Below are 16,423 nucleotides of genomic sequence, written 5' to 3'. Positions count from 1 at the left end.
CCCTCGTGCACCTCGAAACCTCCGCCCCCTCATCGCGCGAACTCCAGCCGCTGCCCGAGGATGTGGTCGTCGATCTGCCCTTCGTTCCAGGCCAGGTGGCCGTTGACCCAGGTGGCGACCACGGTGGCGCGGAAGCGGTCACCTTCGAACGGCGACCAGCCGCAGCGGTTGAGCACATCCTCGCGGCGCACCAGCGATTCCCGGTTCAGGTCGACCAGCACCAGGTCGGCCTGCCAGCCCTCGCGCAGGAAGCCACGGCCCTGCACACCGAACAGGCGTGCCGGGTTGTGCGCGATCTTCTCGGCGATCAGGGGCAAATCGAACACGCCGTCGTGGTAGCGCTCCAGCACCAGCGGCAGTGCGAACTGCACCAGCGGCAGGCCGGCGGCGGCCTTGTCGTACTGCGCGCCTTTCTCGCTCAGGAGGTGCGGCGCGTGGTCGGTGGCGAGCACGTCGATGCGGCCGTCCTTGACCGCCTCCAGCAGCGCCTCGCGGTCGGCCGGGTCCTTGATCGCCGGGTTGCACTTGATCAGGTTGCCCTTGCGCTCATAGTCGCGGCGGTCGAAGTGCAGGAAGTGCAGGCAGGTCTCGGCAGTGATGCGCTTGCCGGCGCTGTCGCCGGGGGCGAACAGTTCGAGTTCCTCCGCGGTGGTGATGTGCAGCACATGCAGGCGCGCGTCGTGCCTGCGCGCCAGTTCCATCGCCAGCCGCGTGGACTTGATGCAGGCCTCGCGGGAGCGGATCAGCGGATGCGCGTCGGGCGCGATGTTGTTGCCGTATTGCGCGCGAAACTGCGCGAGGTTGGCGTTGATCGTCGGCGTGTCCTCGCAGTGGGTGGCGATCAGGCACGGCGCACGCGCGAAGATCGCATCCAGCACCTCGGGATTGTCGACCAGCATGTTGCCGGTGGACGCGCCCATGAACACCTTGATGCCGGCGATGCCGTGCTGGTCGGCCTGCTCGACGTCGTCGAGGTTGTCGTTGGTGGCGCCGAGGTAGAAGGCGTAGTTGCCCAGCGAGCTCTGCGCCGCGCGCGCACACTTCTCGCCGATCATCGCCATCGACCCGGTCCACGGCGAGGTGTTCGGCATCTCCATGAAACTGGTGATCCCGCCGGCAACCGCCGCGCGCGATTCGCTGCCGAGATCGCCCTTGTGGGTCAGCCCCGGTTCGCGGAAGTGCACCTGGTCGTCGATCATCCCCGGCAGCAGCACGCAGCCCTTGGCGTCGTACACCCGCTCATCCGGCCGTGCGCCCAGATCACGGCCGATCTCGGCGATGCGCCCTGCGCGGATGCGCAGATCGGACTCGAAGACGCGCCCTTCGTTGACCAGGCGCGCGTTGACGATCAGGTGGTTGAGCATGGCGTTCATCGGGGCGGGCAGGGGAAGGCGATTCCATCCAGCCGGTGATTATCGGGTCGGTTGTGTTCTTGTTGGGCGGCGGAGCCTGGCATGCCGTTGGGGCTTCTTTCTGGTGCTGGAGGTAGTCCGCTCCACTCGTTGGCTCTTTCCAACACCAACAACCAGCAACCAACAACCAAGATCTCAGAACCCGCAGCCAACACCAACAACCAACAACCCCCATCCACGGCCCCTCCACGGCACCCTCGCCGGTGATGTAGCTGGCAGCTGGCAGGCACAGGAAGGCCACCGCCGCCGCGACTTCCTCCGGCTCGCCGATGCGGCCGAGCGGGGTGCGTTCGAGCACTTCCTCGGCATAGGCTGGATCTGCGAGCGCCACTTCCGAACGCTGGGTGCGGATGTACCAGGGCGCCACCGCATTGACGCGGATCCCATCGGCTGCCCATTCGCAGGCAAGGTTCTTGGTCAGTTGCGCGAGGGCAGCCTTGGTCATGCCGTAGGGCGAGCCGGTACGCACATGGGTCAGGCCCGAGACCGAGCCGATGTTGACGATCGCCGTGGCCGCATGGCGCGCCAGCAGCGGGTGCGCCAGCCGGCTCATCGCGAAGGCACTCATGACGTTGTTCTCGAAGAGCGCGCGCACTTCGTCCTCGTGGTAGGCCAGGGTGGGCTTGGGCGCGTTGCCGCCCACATTGTTGACCAGCAGGTGCAGGTCGGCGCCGAGATCGGCGATCCAGTCGTAGACCTCCAGCCGCTGCTCGCTGTCGCCGAGGTCGGCTGCCATGGCGCGCACTTCGCGCGCGGGAAACTCGTCCTCGAGTTCTCCGCGCACCGACTCCAGGTAGTCGCCATCGCGCGCCACCAGCAGCACGTCGGCACCGAGCAGCAGCAGTTCGCGCGCGCAGGCGCGGCCAATGCCGCGGCTGGCGCCGGTGATGAGTGCGGTCTGGCCATCGAGGCGCCAGCGGGTGGTGGGCATGGTCTGGGCTCCGGTCGGGGCATGGTTGCGGGCAGGGTCAAACGTCAAACGTCAAACGTCAATGCGGATCGGGCGAGTTGACGTTTCACGTTTTCCGTTTCACTGTCGCCGCCCTCATTCTCGCCCAGGCACGCCGTGCGTCCATTCCTCCTGCTGCTGCCCCTGCTGCTGTCCGCCTGCACGCCCGCGGACCGCCTGGGCTGCCCCGAATCCGATCTCGCCACACTGGGCCGCGAAGAGGCGCTGGCGGGCAAACCGGCCTCGCTGCCGCGCGCCGATTGCGTCCTGGATGCGGACGAGCAGCAGCGTTACGGCGACAGCCGTGCCGACGGACTGGCGCGCTACTGCGAGGCGCGGCGCGGCTACCAGCTGGGCCTGGACGGCAAACCTGCCGATCCGGCGGTATGCGGCAAGGATGCCGGCGAGTTCAGCCGTGGCTTCGAGGTTGGTAACCAGTTGCGCACCCACCTCGCCGAGCGCGACCGCCTGAACGCGCAGGCCGGCGATGCCGAACGCGCCGCGGCCCAGCTTCCTGCCGCGGCGCCGGAGCGCCAGAGCCTGGAGCAGCAGGCCGCGACCGCGCGCGCCGAGGCGCGCCAGCACGAGAACGAGGTCGAGGCCTTGCGTGGAATCGTCGCGGTGGAGAAGTGGCGCTGAGGCGCGGGCAGGATTCGCGTTGCGAGTGCATCGCGCGCATGCCGGTGGCCGCGTTCCGCCATTGCCCGGCGGTTGGCGGTGATTGACGAAAAGCCTGCAAATCCATCGCTGCGATACATGTTCGCTATGGCGATGATAAGAAACGTCAACTTCATCTATGGACCCTGCGGGCCTAAGCTCTCCCGGCGTTCCCGCTGCATCCACCCAGGGAGAAGATCATGTCCAACGAGATGAAATGCCCGTTTTCCGGCACCGGCAGCCACGCGCTGGCGCGCTCGGCAAGCCCGACCAATGCGGACTGGTGGCCGAACCAGCTCAACCTCAAGATCCTGCACCAGCAGTCCTCCAAGTCCAGCCCGATGGGCCCGGACTTCGACTACGCGGAAGCCTTCAAGAGCCTGGACCTCGACGCGGTGGTCAAGGACCTGACCGCGCTGATGACCGATTCCCAGGACTGGTGGCCGGCTGACTGGGGCCACTACGGCGGCCTGTTCGTGCGCATGACCTGGCACGCTGCGGGTACCTATCGCATTGCCGACGGCCGCGGCGGCGCAGGCACCGGCGCCCAGCGCTTCGCCCCGCTCAACAGCTGGCCTGACAACGGCAACCTCGACAAGGCCCGCCGCCTGCTGTGGCCGATCAAGCAGAAGTACGGCAACAAGCTGTCCTGGGCGGACCTGCTGGTGCTCGCCGGCAACGTCGCGATGGAATCGATGGGCTTCAAGACCTTCGGTTTCGCCGGTGGCCGTCCCGACATCTGGGAGCCGGAGGACGAGATCAACTGGGGCGCCGAGCGCGAGTGGCTGGCGACCAGCGACAAGGAAAACAGCCGCTACTCGGGCGACCGCCAGCTGGCCAACCCGCTGGGCGCCGTGCAGATGGGCCTGATCTACGTGAACCCGCAGGGCCCGGATGGCAACCCGGACCCGGTGGCCTCGGGCCGCGACGTCCGCGAGACCTTCGGCCGCATGGCGATGAACGACTACGAGACCGTGGCGCTGGTCGCCGGCGGTCACACCTTCGGCAAGGCCCATGGCGCCGGCCCGGACTCCAACGTCGGGCGTGAGCCGGAAGGCGCGGACATCGAGGAGCAGGGCTTCGGCTGGAAGAACGCCTTCGGCAGCGGCAAGGGCGGCGCACACCACCACCAGCGGCATCGAAGGCGCGTGGAAGCCGAACCCGACGAAGTGGGACAACGGTTACTTCGACATGCTGTTCGGCTACGACTGGGAGCTGGTCAAGAGCCCGGCCGGCGCCTGGCAGTGGCGCGCCAAGGACGTGCGTCCGGAGCACATGATCCCGGACGCGCACGATCCGTCGAAGAAGCACGCGCCGATGATGACCACGGCGGACCTCTCGCTGCGCTTCGACCCGGCCTACGAGAAGATCTCGCGCCACTTCCACCAGAACCCGGCAGAGTTCGCCGACGCCTACGCCCGCGCCTGGTTCAAGCTGACCCACCGCGACATGGGTCCGCGTGCGCGCTACCTCGGCAAGCTGGTGCCAGCCGAAGAACTGATCTGGCAGGATCCGGTGCCGGCGGTGGACCACCCGCTGGTGGACGACGCCGACGTGGCGGCGCTGAAGGCCCAGGTGCTCGCCTCCGGCGTGTCCGGTGCCGACCTGGTCGCCACCGCGTGGGCCGCCGCGGCGAGCTTCCGCGGCAGCGACAAGCGCGGCGGCGCGAACGGCGCGCGCATCCGCCTGGCCCCGCAGAAGGACTGGGAGGCCAACAACCCGGCGCGCGTGGCCAAGGTGCTCGGCGTGCTCGAAGGCATCCAGAAGGACTTCAACGCCTCCGCGGACGGTGGCAAGCAGATCTCGCTGGCAGACCTGATCGTGCTCGCCGGTGGTGCGGCGATCGAAGCCGCGGCGAAGGCCGCCGGCCAGTCGGTCACGGTGCCCTTCAGCCCGGGCCGCACCGACGCCTCGCAGGCGCAGACCGATGCCGATTCCTTCGCCGTGCTGGAACCCAAGGCCGACGGCTTCCGCAACTACGTCGCCAAGGGCTACGAGGGTGCCCAGGCCGAGATGCTGGTCGACAAGGCCCAGCTGCTCAACCTGACCGCGCCTGAGATGACCGTGCTGGTCGGCGGCCTGCGCGCGCTCGGCGCCAACTGGGATGGCAGCAGCCATGGCGTGTTCACCGCGCGGCCCGGCACGCTGAGCAACGACTGGTTCGTCAACCTGCTCGACATGAGCACCCAGTGGAAGCGCTCGGCGGCGGATGCGAACGTGCTGGAAGGCCGTTGCCGCAAGAGCGGCGCGCTGAAGTGGACCGGCACCGTGGTCGACCTGGTGTTCGGCTCCAACTCGCAGCTGCGTTCGCTGGCCGAGGTCTACGCGCAGTCCGATGCGCAGGCCAAGTTTGCCAACGACTTCGTCGCCGCGTGGACCAAGGTGATGAACAACGATCGCTTCGACCTGCGTTGATCGATCGGAACGGTGCCGGGGCAGGGATGCCCCGGTGTCGGCAGCAACCGTAAGCCGGTGTATCGCGCAGCGATTCCCCGGCACAAGCGCCGGGGAGCCGCGCTGCGGCACCCCGGCCTGCACATCAGCGAATCACCGGCCCAGGCGTAGGCCGCTGTATCGCGCAGCGATCACCGGCAAGGGCGCCGCCTCAATCCGGTACCAGGAAACTCACGGCATCAAAGGCGGCCGCCACGCGGCGCGCCTCGGCCAGCGGCACCCGCGCCAGGTTCGCTGCGGCCGTCAGCGTGCAACCCCTGGCCAGTTCCTGTGCCACGCGCGCGGCGCGCGGGAAATCGCGTCCCAATTCCAGCGTCTGCGTCAGGCGGTAGCGCAGCTCGTCGTCCAGATTGGCTGCCGGCCGCGTACTGTCGTTGGCATACACGCATAGCCAGATCAGTTCCGCGTAAGGGCGCGGCTCGACCGACTTGCGGATCTCGCCGAACTCGATCGCGGTGAGTCCCCGCCAGTCACCGCGACGCACACTGCGACGACAGCCGTCTTCGAAGATGCACAGTGCGCCGCGCGCGTAGTACAGCTTGTTGCGTGGGTCCAGCGTCAGCGCGAGGCCGTCCAGGTCTATCGATGCCGGACCCGGCAGCATGCGGCCGGTCAGGAATTCTGCCAGCGGGAAGCGCTGGTTGGCCTCCAGCGGCGTCAGGGTGATCGTGGTGTCGGCAAACTCTCCGAGTGCCGCCCGGCGGTCCACGCGTGCCACGCCCTGCTGGGTCTTGCCCTCGGTCGCCTCGACGTCCACGGTCTCGTGCAGGCGGATCGCTTTCAAGGCGTCCTTGTGCTCCTCGCGCGTGTCGAGGCGGAAAAACTGCTCCGCTTCGCGCATCAGCTCGGCCTCGCGCGCCCGCGTCTGGGCGACCAGCGTGCTGTCGTCGTCCAGCGGCGGGGCCGCGAGGTCGTCCTCGATGATCATTTGCCAACGTTCCGACGGTTCCGCGTCGAACAGATCGTCGTAGACATTGTGCTGGATCACCGGCGGCGGGGGCGCGGCCGGACGCTGCAACCCGGCGGCGAATCCGGTCAGGTTGAACAGCCGGACCAGTTTCTCCTGCGACAGTGGCCACAGCGCGGTTTCCATGCCCGCGGCGCCGAACACGGGATCGATAAGGCGCACGCGCCGCTGGCCGTTCTCGAGTGGCGCCGGGGCGGCGGCCTGATCGTCCAGGTCGTGGATGATCAGCAGGTCGACGTGGCCGTCGCCTTCGCGCCGGAGCCGCCATTTGTCGCTGAGCTGGCCGGCTGCCTTGCGCAGCAACAGGCGCAGCCAGGCAACCTCGTCCTCGCTGCCGCCAACGAATTCGACGATGCGTTCGCGTTTCATCCGATTCCTGCTTTCGCTCCGTCTTGCAGATCCAGGACGGATCGCAAGGTCGCCTGCTGCCCGTTCATGCTGCGGAGAATACGCCGCGTCTCGACCAAGCGATGCCCGGGCGTCGATCCTGGATCCTCGCGGGGCGTTGACCGGCGAGGTTCGCATGCCTACGCTGCGGCAACGCGGCGCCACCCGCCGGACCGCGTGATCTTCTGCCTCGTACAGGGACACGCTCATGGCCGTGCGCAAGATCGGACCGCTGCTCGCCACCGCGCTGGTGGCGGGAAACCTGATCGGGTCCGGAGTCTTCCTGCTGCCCGCTTCGCTCGCCACCATCGGCTCGTCGACCGTGATCGGCTGGGTGGTCGCGCTCTGCGGCGCCCTGCTGCTGGCCGGCATGTTCGCCGTGCTGGCAGCAACCCGGCCGAGTCCGGACGGGCTGGTGCGCTGGCCGGCCGAGAACCTGCATCCTGCTTTCGGTTTCGTCGCCTGGGCGAGCTACTGGGCCTCCAACTGGCTCGGCAATGTTGCGATCGCGCTGGCGGCCGTGGGCTACTTCGGGCTGTTCCATCCGGCGATCAAATCTCCCGGCGGCACGCTGGCCGGCACCCTGGTGCTGATCTGGGCCGGCACCGCCGTGTGCCTGGGCGGTGCGCGGATCGCGACGCGGATCGGCGGGTTGACCCTGGTGCTCGGCCTGCTGCCGATCCTGATCGCGTGCGGCGTTGGTTTCGCGGCATTTTCCGGCGAGACCTTCGCGGCCTCCTGGAACGTCAGCGGCAAGCCGCTGGCGGACACCATCGCGCCGTCCCTGCTCACGGTGTTCTGGGCCTTCATCGGCCTTGAGAGCGCGGCGGTGGCGGCCGCGGTGGTGGAGAACCCGCGGCGCAATGTGCCGATCGCGGCGCTCGGCGGGGTGGCGCTGGCGGGCGTGGTCTACATCGCTGCCAGCGTGGCCGTGATGGGCGTGATCCCGGCAGCGGAGCTGCAATCGTCCACCGCACCCTTCGCGGACGTCGTCGGTCGCGTCGCCAGCAGCGCCGCCGGCGCCTTCGTCGCGTTCTGCGCCATCGCCAAGATCTGCGGCACGCTGCTCGGCTGGTTCCTGGTCACCGGGGAATGCGGGCGCAGCGGCGCGGCCGCCGGTTTCCTGCCGCGCTGGGTCTCCGAAGCCGACCCCGAGCAGCTGCCGCGGCGCGGGTTGGTGGTGCTCGGTCTGTTGATGAGCGTGGTGGCGCTGGCCACGGCTTCGCCCACCCTGAATGCCCAGTTCAACCTGCTGCTCGCCCTGACCGTGACCCTGTTCATGGTGGTCTACGCGCTGTGCGCGCTCAGCCTTGCGCTGGACCCCCGGCAGAAACTCGAAAGTCGCGCGCTGGGCGTGGCGGCCCTGTTGTTCTGTGCCCTGGTGGTGGGCGCCTCCGACTGGAGCCAGACCGCACCGGCGCTCGGACTGGTGCTGCTGCTGACGCCACTCGGCTTCTGGTTGAATGCGCGGCGACGCCAGCCCGCCTGATCCCTGCCATGCCGCGCAATTCCCGTTACGACATCCTGTTCGAGCCGGTCCAGATCGGCCCGGTGCGCACCAGTAACCGCTTCTACCAGGTGCCGCACTGCAACGGCATGGGGCACCTGATGCCGGCCGCGCACGCGGCGATGCGCGAGGTCAAGGCCGAAGGCGGCTGGGCGGTGGTCAGCACCGAGGAGTGCGAGATCCACCCCTCGGGCGATCTGACCCCGTCGATCGAAGCGCGCCTGTGGGAGGACGGCGACATCCCTGCGCTGGCGCTGATGTGCGAGGCGGTGCATCGCCACGGCGCGCTGGCTGCGATCGAACTCACCCACAACGGCCCCACGGCGACCAATCTCTATTCGCGCGAGGTGGCGCTGGCGCCCTCGCACCAGCCGCTGAAGTACGGCCATCCGCACCAGGCGCGCGCGATGACCAAGCGCGACATCGCCGACTACCGCCGCTGGCACCGCAACGCGGCGCTGCGCGCGAAGCGGGCCGGCTTCGACATCGTCTACGTCTACGCCGCGCACGACCTGTCGCTGGCGATGCACTTCCTGCAGCGCCGGCGCAACCAGCGCACGGACGACTACGGCGGCTCGCTGGAGAATCGCCTGCGCCTGCTGCGTGAGGTGCTGGTCGACACGCGCGAGGCGGTCGGCGACCGCTGCGCGGTGGCGCTGCGCTTCGCGGTCGAGGAGTTCCTCGGGCCGGCCGGCGTCTCGGTCGACGGCGAGGCCAAGGAGATCGTGCAGCAACTGGCCGAGCTGCCGGACCTGTGGGACGTCAACATCGCCGCCTGGTACATGGATTCGCGGACCTCGCGCTTCGCCGGCGAGGGCGCACAGCGGCCGTTCACCGAGTGGGTCAAGCGCATCACCGGCAAACCGGTGGTCGGTGTCGGCCGCTTCACCTCGCCGGACACCATGGTGCGCATGGTCCGCGAGGGCGTGCTCGATCTGATCGGCGCCGCGCGGCCATCGATTGCCGATCCCTACCTGCCGCGCAAGATCGACGAGGGCCGCGAGGACGAAATCCGCGAGTGCATCGGCTGCAACATCTGCACCACCGGAGACATGCTCGGCGCGCCGATCCGCTGCACCCAGAACCCGACCATGGGCGAGGAATGGCGCAAGGGTTGGCACCCCGAGCGCATCCCGTCGCTCGCAGGCAGCCACGCCGGCGCGCGCGTGCTCGTCGTCGGCGCCGGGCCGGCGGGCCTGGAGGCCGCACGCGCGCTCGGCCAGCGCGGCGCCGAGGTGATCCTGGCGGAGGCCGACAGCACGCTCGGCGGCCGCGTCAGCCGAGAATCACGGCTGCCCGGCCTGGCCGAATGGGCGCGCGTGCGCGACTGGCGCGTCGGCCAGCTGCAACGGATGCCCAATGTGTCGATCTACCCCGGTAACCGCCTCAGCGCGCAGGAGGTGCTCGATTTCGGCTGCGCCAACGTGGTCATCGCCACCGGCGCGCGCTGGCGTCGCGACGGCTACGGGCGCAGCAATGATCTGCCGATCCCGGGCTTCGAGCGCGCCCACGTCTACACCCCGGACGATCTGTTCGCCGGCGCCGAGCCGCCCGGCCCGGTGCTGCTCTACGACGACGATGGCTTCTACCTCGCCAGCGTGCTCGCCGAGTGGCTGCGCGCGCGTGGCCGCGAGGTGATCCTGCTGACGCCCGAGGATGTCGTGGCGCCGTGGACCGTCAACAACCTCGAATACCGCCACATCCAGAAGCGCCTGCGCCAGCTCGACGTGCGCCTGGTCACATCGCACGCGCTGCTCGAATTCGCCGGCGACCACGCGCGCATCGGATGCGCCTGGACCGGCCGCGAGCAGCGCATCGAATGCGCCAGCGTGGTGACCGTCACCGCGCGTCTGCCGCAGGATGCGCTGTACCAGGAACTCGCCGCGCGCGAGGCCGAATGGGCCGATCACGGCATCGCGCGGGTCGACGCCATCGGCGATGCCCACGCGCCCGGCTTGATCGTGCACGCGGTCTACGCCGGCCACCGCTACGCGCGTGAATTCGATGACCCGCGCAGCCGCGAGGAGCGGGCGGACGGTGTGGCGTTCCGGCGGCAGCGGCCGCGCGAATGAGCCTCGCCGCGCTCGCCGGGGTGCCACCATCGACCCAGGAGAATCGATGCGCGCGTCGGCGTCAGCGGCAGCCGTCGCGAAGGCCATCCGGACCGGCTGCCGGTTTTCCCGCCGGATTACGTCTGTCGTGGCAACGCCCACTCCGGACTCCGGCCGATGCCTCGCCTCCTCCTGCTGTTGCTCTTCGCGTCCACGCTGTCCGTTGCCGCCGAGCCCGGCAAGCCAGGCGTTGCGCAGCCGCCCATCTTCGAGCTCCTGGGTGGACTTCCGGGGGCACTCGACACGGCGTTCAACTCCACCGGCAAGGTCACCATTGCCGTCGATCCCGCGCCTACGCTGGAGGATCACGGCCTGATCTCCGCGCCGCGCGCAGCTGGCGGCTACCTGGTGTACGGCTACAACCCGTCGACCGGCGACATCGTGATCAACGCGCGCACCGATACGGGCGCCAACGACTCCAGCTTCGGCGTCAACGGCCGCGTTAACCACGACCGTGATTTCCTGACCGTCGAGGATGCGCTGATCGACGAATTCGGACGCGTGGTCATCGTCGGCAACACGCGCCCGCCGGGCGCGCCGGCGTTGGCCTTCGATCCCTACCTCTGCCGCTTCACCGACACCGGGTTTCCGGACACCAGCTTCGGAACCGGCGGTAGCAGTTGCCGCAGCTACCCGGTGGATGTGGTTGCCAACGGATCCGACTACGCCACCGCGGCGACCACCGACGGCAGCGCGATCTACGTCGCTGGCCAGGTGCAGCGCGACACCCAGGACGACTACGACTTCCTGGTCCTGAAGATCCGCATGACCGACGGCACCCTGGTCACTGCCTTCGACGGCGACGGCAAGCTCTACATCCCCTTCGACGTCAACAGCGTCGGCCCCGGCGGCGACACCGATGGCGCGCTGGCGATCGCCCGCGATGGCGGCGCGGGCTTGTACGTCGGCGGCTACGCCGACAACGACAACGATTTCGACAACGACTGGGCGGTGGCCAAGGTCGATGCCCTGACCGGCGCCTACTTCACCAACTTCTGCGCCAGCACCAGCGACTGCCCCGGGAGTGACCGCCTCAACGGCCGCCGCCACCAGCCGATCATCACCACCTTCGGCGCCAACAACGAGCAGATCCAGGGCTTCGCGATCACCGGCGATGGCAACCTGGTGACGGTGGTGCAGCGCAACGCCCAGGTCGGCGGCAACGTCACGCAGCAGATCGAGACCATCAAGCTCAACCCGACCACCGGTGCGACCATCGCCGGCCAGGGCGACGCGCGCAACTATCTGGCCTTCGCCAGCCTCGGCGACATCGCCGTGGACGCCGCCGGCAACGTCTTGCAGAGCGGCGTCACCAGCGCAGCCGAGGGCGCCGATCCGCAGCGTGTGATCTTTGTCACTCGGTTGACCTCCACCCTCGCGGGCGACACCACCTTCTCCACCGGCGTTGGCGGCGGGCCGTCGGCGACCACGCTGGTCGACTTCCCGCGCGCCAGTGGCTCCACCCTGCTCGACCACCGCAACGAAACCCTGGTGCTGGACGCGAGCGGTCGCATCGTGGTCACTGGCTCGCGCCTGTGGCGCCGCGACGTGCCGGGCAACATCTTCGACTACGACAACGCGGTGTTCCGCCTGAATGGCGGCAGCGGCAGCGCCGGGCCGAACATCTTCGCCAACGGGTTCGAGTAACGACGGTCCGGTGCCCCGATCGGGGCACCGGATCTGCTGCGCCGCGATCGCCCGCACTCGGGCGATCGTGGGGTGCCGCCGTCACCGTGCCAAACCCAGTTGGGCTTCGATCGCGGCGAGGCGTGCCTTCAGTTCAGCGTTCTCGGCTTCGAGCTTTGCGTTCAGGCCCTGAATCGCGGCGAGCGCAACGCCGTCGGCATCCACCGTGGCGATGTGCTGCTCGTCCTCGCCAGTCCTGAACGCGGCATGGAAGTCCTCGGCCATCGGGCCGATGTGCTCGCCTTCCGAAGTGGAGTTGCGGTAGGTCCAGCGCGTGATCGGGAGAGAGACCACCTTGCTCAGCACTTCGCTCGGATCGATGGCCGCAAAACCCTGCTTGAACAAGCGCGAGGAACCATTGGTCCAGCTTCCGCCAGCAGTAAGTTTGGCGCCGTTGGCTGTGGTTTCCAGGAAGTTCGCGCCGGTGGGCTGGACGGACAGGGTGAAAGCATTGTCGCTGTCCTTGACGTAGAAGCGGCCAATCTTGCCGCTGCGTGTGCGCAGAACGAGGTCCACATCCGCATCGCCGCTGCTCGGGCGCGTCGCAATCACCAGGTCGTCGTTGGCCGCAAAAGTGCCGGTATTGAACATGACGCCACCATCGGCACGGACCATGAACTGGTTCGGCGACGCTGACTGGAAGGTGCCGGCAGTGCCATCGGCAAACACCACCGAATTGTTGGCGTTTGCGGTGGTCAGGCCAGTGCCCACCGTGAAGCTGCCGGGGCCGTTCGCGGTGGAGCCGATCCAGGCCGCGGCACCGGTACCGTTCGCGGTCGAACCGTTCTGCTCGATGCCGCCTGAGGTGCCGCGCACGTACAGGATGTCATCGCCGCGGGAGCGCAGCGCCATGATCGGAGAGTCGGTGACGGCATTGGTGCCGGCTGCGGCCCCGCTCGGGATGCCGGTGTTGCCGCCGACTTCCCAGCACATGGCGCCCTGCGTGTTCTTGAGGTCGACCTCGGTCGGCCGGTCGAGCGCCTCGAATGCGCCATTGCCCTGGCGTACCGCGGCGTGCAACTGCACCTGGGCGTACTGCGCCAGGTCGACGCCGAACTCGACCTCGGCCGAGAACTGGCCTTTGCTGACCTTCACGCCATACAGGGTGACCGGGGCAGCCAATGCACGCTGATTGGCGTCGGTGACGCTCAATTGCACGTCGTACTGGCCATCGGCGGGCTTGCCGCCGTCTTGCAGAGAACCGCGGTAGGTGTAGCTCGCAGCGTGGCTCATGGTTGCGGCGGCGAGCAGGGCGACGAACAGCAGCGTGTTTTTCATGGGGGTCTCCGATGTATTCATGAATGGGTCAGGGGTGTCGCAGAAGCCACGCGCTTACTCGAAGCCGTTCTGGAACAGGGTGTCCAGGCCGCACACGGCCTGGGTTGCCTTGTCCTGCATTGCGGCGACCAGGCGAAAGCGATGGCCCGCGGGTGCGCTGGCCACTTCCGACGTCCGCACCGGATCGGCCTGTTTGGCGTCGTTGGGGAGCGGCATGCCTGCCGGCTGCAACTGCGCCTGCACGCGGAATCGGTCACTCTTGGCAACCGGGTTCGGGCTGAGACTCGCGGCGGCCGCGTAGCGTTGGGCGTGGGCCGCGGCCGGCCACAGTGGCGCTGCGCTCGCCAGCGCCAGGGTGATGGCGTACAGCATGGGTCTGGACATCGATGGTTCCATCCGTTGCGGCGGGAGTTCACTGTGGAACGTGCAACCGCAGCCGATCCGGACACAGGCGCCAGGCGCCTGCCGGTGGTATCGCAACCGGGGCCTGGTCCTGATGCGTTTCTCCAAGGGATCGACGTATTTGCCTGATCGACAACCCGTCAGCGCGGCGGTACGACGTACCGACGCGGACATCCGAGTGCATGGCCCTGGGCCCAGGGGACACCGAGTGCATCGGCCACGCTCAGGGTGTGCAAGCGTTCCACACCGACCAGCACCAGAGTGCTGCCGGTTTCCTTGCAATCGGCCAGCAAATGGCGCACTCGCGTCCGCGAGCGCTCGCAGCGATCGATGTCGAGCGCGCGCCGGGCATCGAGTTTGACCACATCGATCAGGCCCTTGCCGAGCAGGTGCAAATGGCAGCAGTCCGCGCCCGGATCATCCAGCGCTATCCGGATACCGGCGCCGCGCAGCTGGGTGAGGCTGCGTTCCAGCGCCAACCAATCGCCTACTTCGGTCAGCTTGGACAGCTCCAGGCAGATCTCGACGTGATCGGCCATCCGTTGCAGTCGTGGCAGGAGGAATTGCTTGTAGAAGGCCCGGCACTCCAGCGACGTGGCAAACACGTTGATGCCGAGGCGACAACACTTGTCCAGACCCAAGGCGATGTCTTCGCAGGCCTCCACTGCTGCTGCATCGATCAACATTTCGTCCCGGTCAGCCAGGTGCTGCTGGATGTAGCTGGCGACGTCTGGATGTTCACCGAGATCCGATGGCCGCAACAGCGCTTCGAACCACATTGGAGACTGCGCCAGGTCGTTGCCTTCCAGCACCGAACGTACATGCCGGATGGGCTGCAGCGCGACCGGGCTGGATGCGATGCGCAGTTGGGGGCTGTCGATATCGGCCGGCGCATCGGGCAGCTGCGGCCAGTCATTCGAATCCATTGGCGTGAATCCCGTCGACAGCGGTCGTGTCGAGCACCAGTTGGCTGGTGTGCAGGCGCACCCGTTCTTCCCAGGGCTTGCCATCGATCCGCTTGGTCCAGCCTTTGGCGACGGCGACCGAGCGCCAGGCCCGTCGATACAGGATCTCGACTTCGACCTCGAGGGTGTCGCCTGCCGTGGCGGTGCCGAGCAGGAAATCGAAACGTCCGGCGCGGCTTGCGCCGGGCGCCAGGGTGCTGTCCTCGTCCACCGTCTCGGCATCCACGAACAGCACCGGACGCACCACCGCACCCTGGCCGTTGATGCGCCCGGCGAGCACCTTGGCCAGACCCAGGCCTGGCTGGCCGGCGAGATCGCCGGCCTGGGTGCCCGGCACATCGTCGTCCGCCCACCACGGCAGCACCGGTCCCGCGCTGCGCGCCAGCGACACTCCGTTGCGGCGCACACGCACCACCACCAGCGCGTTGCGCAGGCCGATGCCGGTCGGGAACGCATGCCCGAGCCCCTGGTTGCTCAGGGAAACGTCGACGCGCGCCAACCCGGCCCCGGCGCTCACCTGGACGGTCAGGCCCAATGCCTGCGCCAGGTTGCCGCTGGCATCGGCCGCGAACCCGTGCTGGTGGATCTGCTCGCCAGGACGTTGCAAGGCGCCCACGCGATTGGCATCGGCGATGGTGCCCGCAACGGCGGCCTGCGGCATGTGGCAGTCCTGGCAACTACGGAATCCAGGCCCCGGCTGGGCGTAGGCAGAGGCCAGCCACTCGCTGTAGGTGCGCTGTCCGGGGGCGCCGGTGGACGGATTCTTGTACTCGTGGCAACTGGCGCAGAAGCGGGAGTCCGAGATCCACGGCGCATACATCGTTTCCATGAACGGGGCGGCGCTGTCCGGCAGCGGACCCCAGACATAGTCGTGCGTGCTGCTGCTCCCGTCGACGCCAGGGAAGAAGACACGCGCGCCGCCCAGCAGGTGCAAAGCGTCCACCTCGCCGTCCACGGCCGCCAACTGGTGGCAAGCGGTGCACGTGACGCCTTCGAGCGCACTGGCGGAGGTCACTGCTGACAGCGACACCACCGCGGGATCGCGTGGGTTGGCGGTGGGCGCGTGGCAGACCGCACAAGTGCCGGTGCTGCCGGGATCGTGGGTGGCGGTGTAGACGTAGCCATTGCCCCCGGTCCCCGGGGTGCCGCTGCCGTCGTAGAGATCGAGCACCCAGGGATCCAATGCGGCCATCGCGTGCATGGATGCGCGCCACTGCGTGAGTTTCTCGCCGTGGCAGTCGCCGCAGCCGCCGGGCGGCTCGGCCTTGATCGGCAGGTAGGTCTGGTTGTCGCTGGCGGGCACGTCCGCCAGCGACAGATCGATCTGGCCGTTGCCGCCGGGCCCGACGTTCACGCTTGCGACAGCGATCCGGTAGCGGCGAGCGTCGTCCAGGTCGAAGGGCAAGGCCGCGGTGATCCGATGCGATCCGGGCGGCGGGCTGGCCAGGCGGAAACCGCCCTGGGCATCCGTGCTGGTGCGCGCGATTTCGGGACGCTCGGGCAACGAGACCACCGCCCCCGGCACCGGAGTGCCTTCGGCGTTGCGGACGGTGCCGGTGACGTCGGCCCGGGCTGCCAGCGTGAGGCTCACCAGCAGGCTGCCGGCCACCAGGCGCATCGAATCGACTACGGTTGGGCGTGCGTACAT

General features: G+C 68.5%; 11 protein-coding genes and 1 pseudogene. 5 read left to right on the top strand and 7 right to left on the bottom strand.

The features are described from left to right. Positions 1–29 precede the first annotated feature (29 nt). Together IPK27_16300 and IPK27_16295 are read right to left on the bottom strand one after the other, a co-directional pair. Entirely contained in the window at positions 30–1,364 is a 1,335-nt protein-coding gene (locus IPK27_16300) for a dihydroorotase (protein MBK8069123.1), read from the bottom strand. After that, a complete protein-coding gene (locus IPK27_16295) occupies positions 1,261–2,343 on the bottom strand; it encodes an SDR family oxidoreductase (GenBank protein ID MBK8069122.1) in 1,083 nt (360 codons plus the stop codon). Before IPK27_16295 ends, IPK27_16300 begins: the two co-directional genes overlap by 104 nt. 135 nt (positions 2,344–2,478) lie before the next feature. Between IPK27_16295 and IPK27_16290 the strand changes: the two genes are divergently transcribed. After that, on the top strand, positions 2,479–3,000 hold the full coding sequence (locus IPK27_16290) for a DUF2799 domain-containing protein (protein MBK8069121.1): 522 nt from the start codon (positions 2,479–2,481) through the stop codon (positions 2,998–3,000). A gap of 218 nt (positions 3,001–3,218) precedes the next feature. Continuing rightward, a pseudogene (katG, locus tag IPK27_16285) lies at positions 3,219–5,433 on the top strand (catalase/peroxidase HPI). 190 nt (positions 5,434–5,623) lie between these two features. Here the strand turns inward: katG and IPK27_16280 are convergent. Then, positions 5,624–6,808 (bottom strand): hypothetical protein, encoded by a 1,185-nt coding sequence (locus tag IPK27_16280; protein ID MBK8069120.1) that lies wholly within the window; start codon positions 6,806–6,808, stop codon positions 5,624–5,626. A gap of 226 nt (positions 6,809–7,034) precedes the next feature. Here IPK27_16280 and IPK27_16275 point away from each other — a divergent pair, with 226 nt between their 5' ends. The 3 genes from IPK27_16275 (at position 7,035) to IPK27_16265 (ending at position 12,091) form a co-directional block, all read left to right on the top strand. Next, positions 7,035–8,315, top strand: a complete 1,281-nt coding sequence (locus IPK27_16275; protein MBK8069119.1) for an amino acid permease — start codon at positions 7,035–7,037, stop codon at positions 8,313–8,315. 8 nt (positions 8,316–8,323) lie between these two features. After that, positions 8,324–10,405, top strand: coding sequence for an FAD-dependent oxidoreductase (locus IPK27_16270; protein ID MBK8069118.1), 2,082 nt, complete (start codon positions 8,324–8,326; stop codon positions 10,403–10,405). A gap of 156 nt (positions 10,406–10,561) precedes the next feature. Next, complete coding sequence (locus IPK27_16265; GenBank protein ID MBK8069117.1) at positions 10,562–12,091, top strand: hypothetical protein; 1,530 nt, start codon at positions 10,562–10,564, stop codon at positions 12,089–12,091. Between the two features lie 81 nt (positions 12,092–12,172). Here the strand turns inward: IPK27_16265 and IPK27_16260 are convergent, their stop codons facing one another. The 4 genes from IPK27_16260 to IPK27_16245 form a co-directional block, all read right to left on the bottom strand. Beyond that, the gene (locus IPK27_16260; protein ID MBK8069116.1) at positions 12,173–13,408 is read right to left on the bottom strand and encodes a tail fiber domain-containing protein; all 1,236 of its coding nucleotides are present in this window, start codon (positions 13,406–13,408) and stop codon (positions 12,173–12,175) included. 54 nt (positions 13,409–13,462) lie between these two features. Further along, positions 13,463–13,792, bottom strand: coding sequence for a hypothetical protein (locus IPK27_16255; GenBank protein MBK8069115.1), 330 nt, complete (start codon positions 13,790–13,792; stop codon positions 13,463–13,465). A 158-nt stretch (positions 13,793–13,950) separates the two neighbouring features. Further along, the gene (locus IPK27_16250; protein MBK8069114.1) at positions 13,951–14,736 is read right to left on the bottom strand and encodes an EAL domain-containing protein; all 786 of its coding nucleotides are present in this window, start codon (positions 14,734–14,736) and stop codon (positions 13,951–13,953) included. After that, positions 14,723–16,423, bottom strand: coding sequence for a carboxypeptidase regulatory-like domain-containing protein (locus IPK27_16245; protein ID MBK8069113.1), 1,701 nt, complete (start codon positions 16,421–16,423; stop codon positions 14,723–14,725). Before IPK27_16245 ends, IPK27_16250 begins: the two co-directional genes overlap by 14 nt.

It is taken from the genome of Rhodanobacteraceae bacterium (assembly GCA_016713135.1).
GTDB lineage: Bacteria > Pseudomonadota > Gammaproteobacteria > Xanthomonadales > SZUA-5 > JADKFD01.
This window is presented reverse-complemented; position numbering and strand designations above follow the sequence as displayed.

Excerpts from the sequence above, each read along its gene's own strand:
- IPK27_16300 (MBK8069123.1), bottom strand. The coding sequence starts at position 1,364 with ATGCTCAACCACCTGATCGTCAACGCGCGCCTGGTCAACGAAGGGCGC.
- IPK27_16295 (MBK8069122.1), bottom strand. The coding sequence starts at position 2,343 with ATGCCCACCACCCGCTGGCGCCTCGATGGCCAGACCGCACTCATCACC.
- IPK27_16280 (MBK8069120.1), bottom strand. The coding sequence starts at position 6,808 with ATGAAACGCGAACGCATCGTCGAATTCGTTGGCGGCAGCGAGGACGAG.
- IPK27_16275 (MBK8069119.1), top strand. The coding sequence starts at position 7,035 with ATGGCCGTGCGCAAGATCGGACCGCTGCTCGCCACCGCGCTGGTGGCG.
- IPK27_16270 (MBK8069118.1), top strand. The coding sequence starts at position 8,324 with ATGCCGCGCAATTCCCGTTACGACATCCTGTTCGAGCCGGTCCAGATC.
- IPK27_16265 (MBK8069117.1), top strand. The coding sequence starts at position 10,562 with ATGCCTCGCCTCCTCCTGCTGTTGCTCTTCGCGTCCACGCTGTCCGTT.
- IPK27_16260 (MBK8069116.1), bottom strand. The coding sequence starts at position 13,408 with ATGAAAAACACGCTGCTGTTCGTCGCCCTGCTCGCCGCCGCAACCATG.
- IPK27_16255 (MBK8069115.1), bottom strand. The coding sequence starts at position 13,792 with ATGTCCAGACCCATGCTGTACGCCATCACCCTGGCGCTGGCGAGCGCA.
- IPK27_16250 (MBK8069114.1), bottom strand. The coding sequence starts at position 14,736 with ATGGATTCGAATGACTGGCCGCAGCTGCCCGATGCGCCGGCCGATATC.
- IPK27_16245 (MBK8069113.1), bottom strand. The coding sequence starts at position 16,423 with ATGTACGCACGCCCAACCGTAGTCGATTCGATGCGCCTGGTGGCCGGC.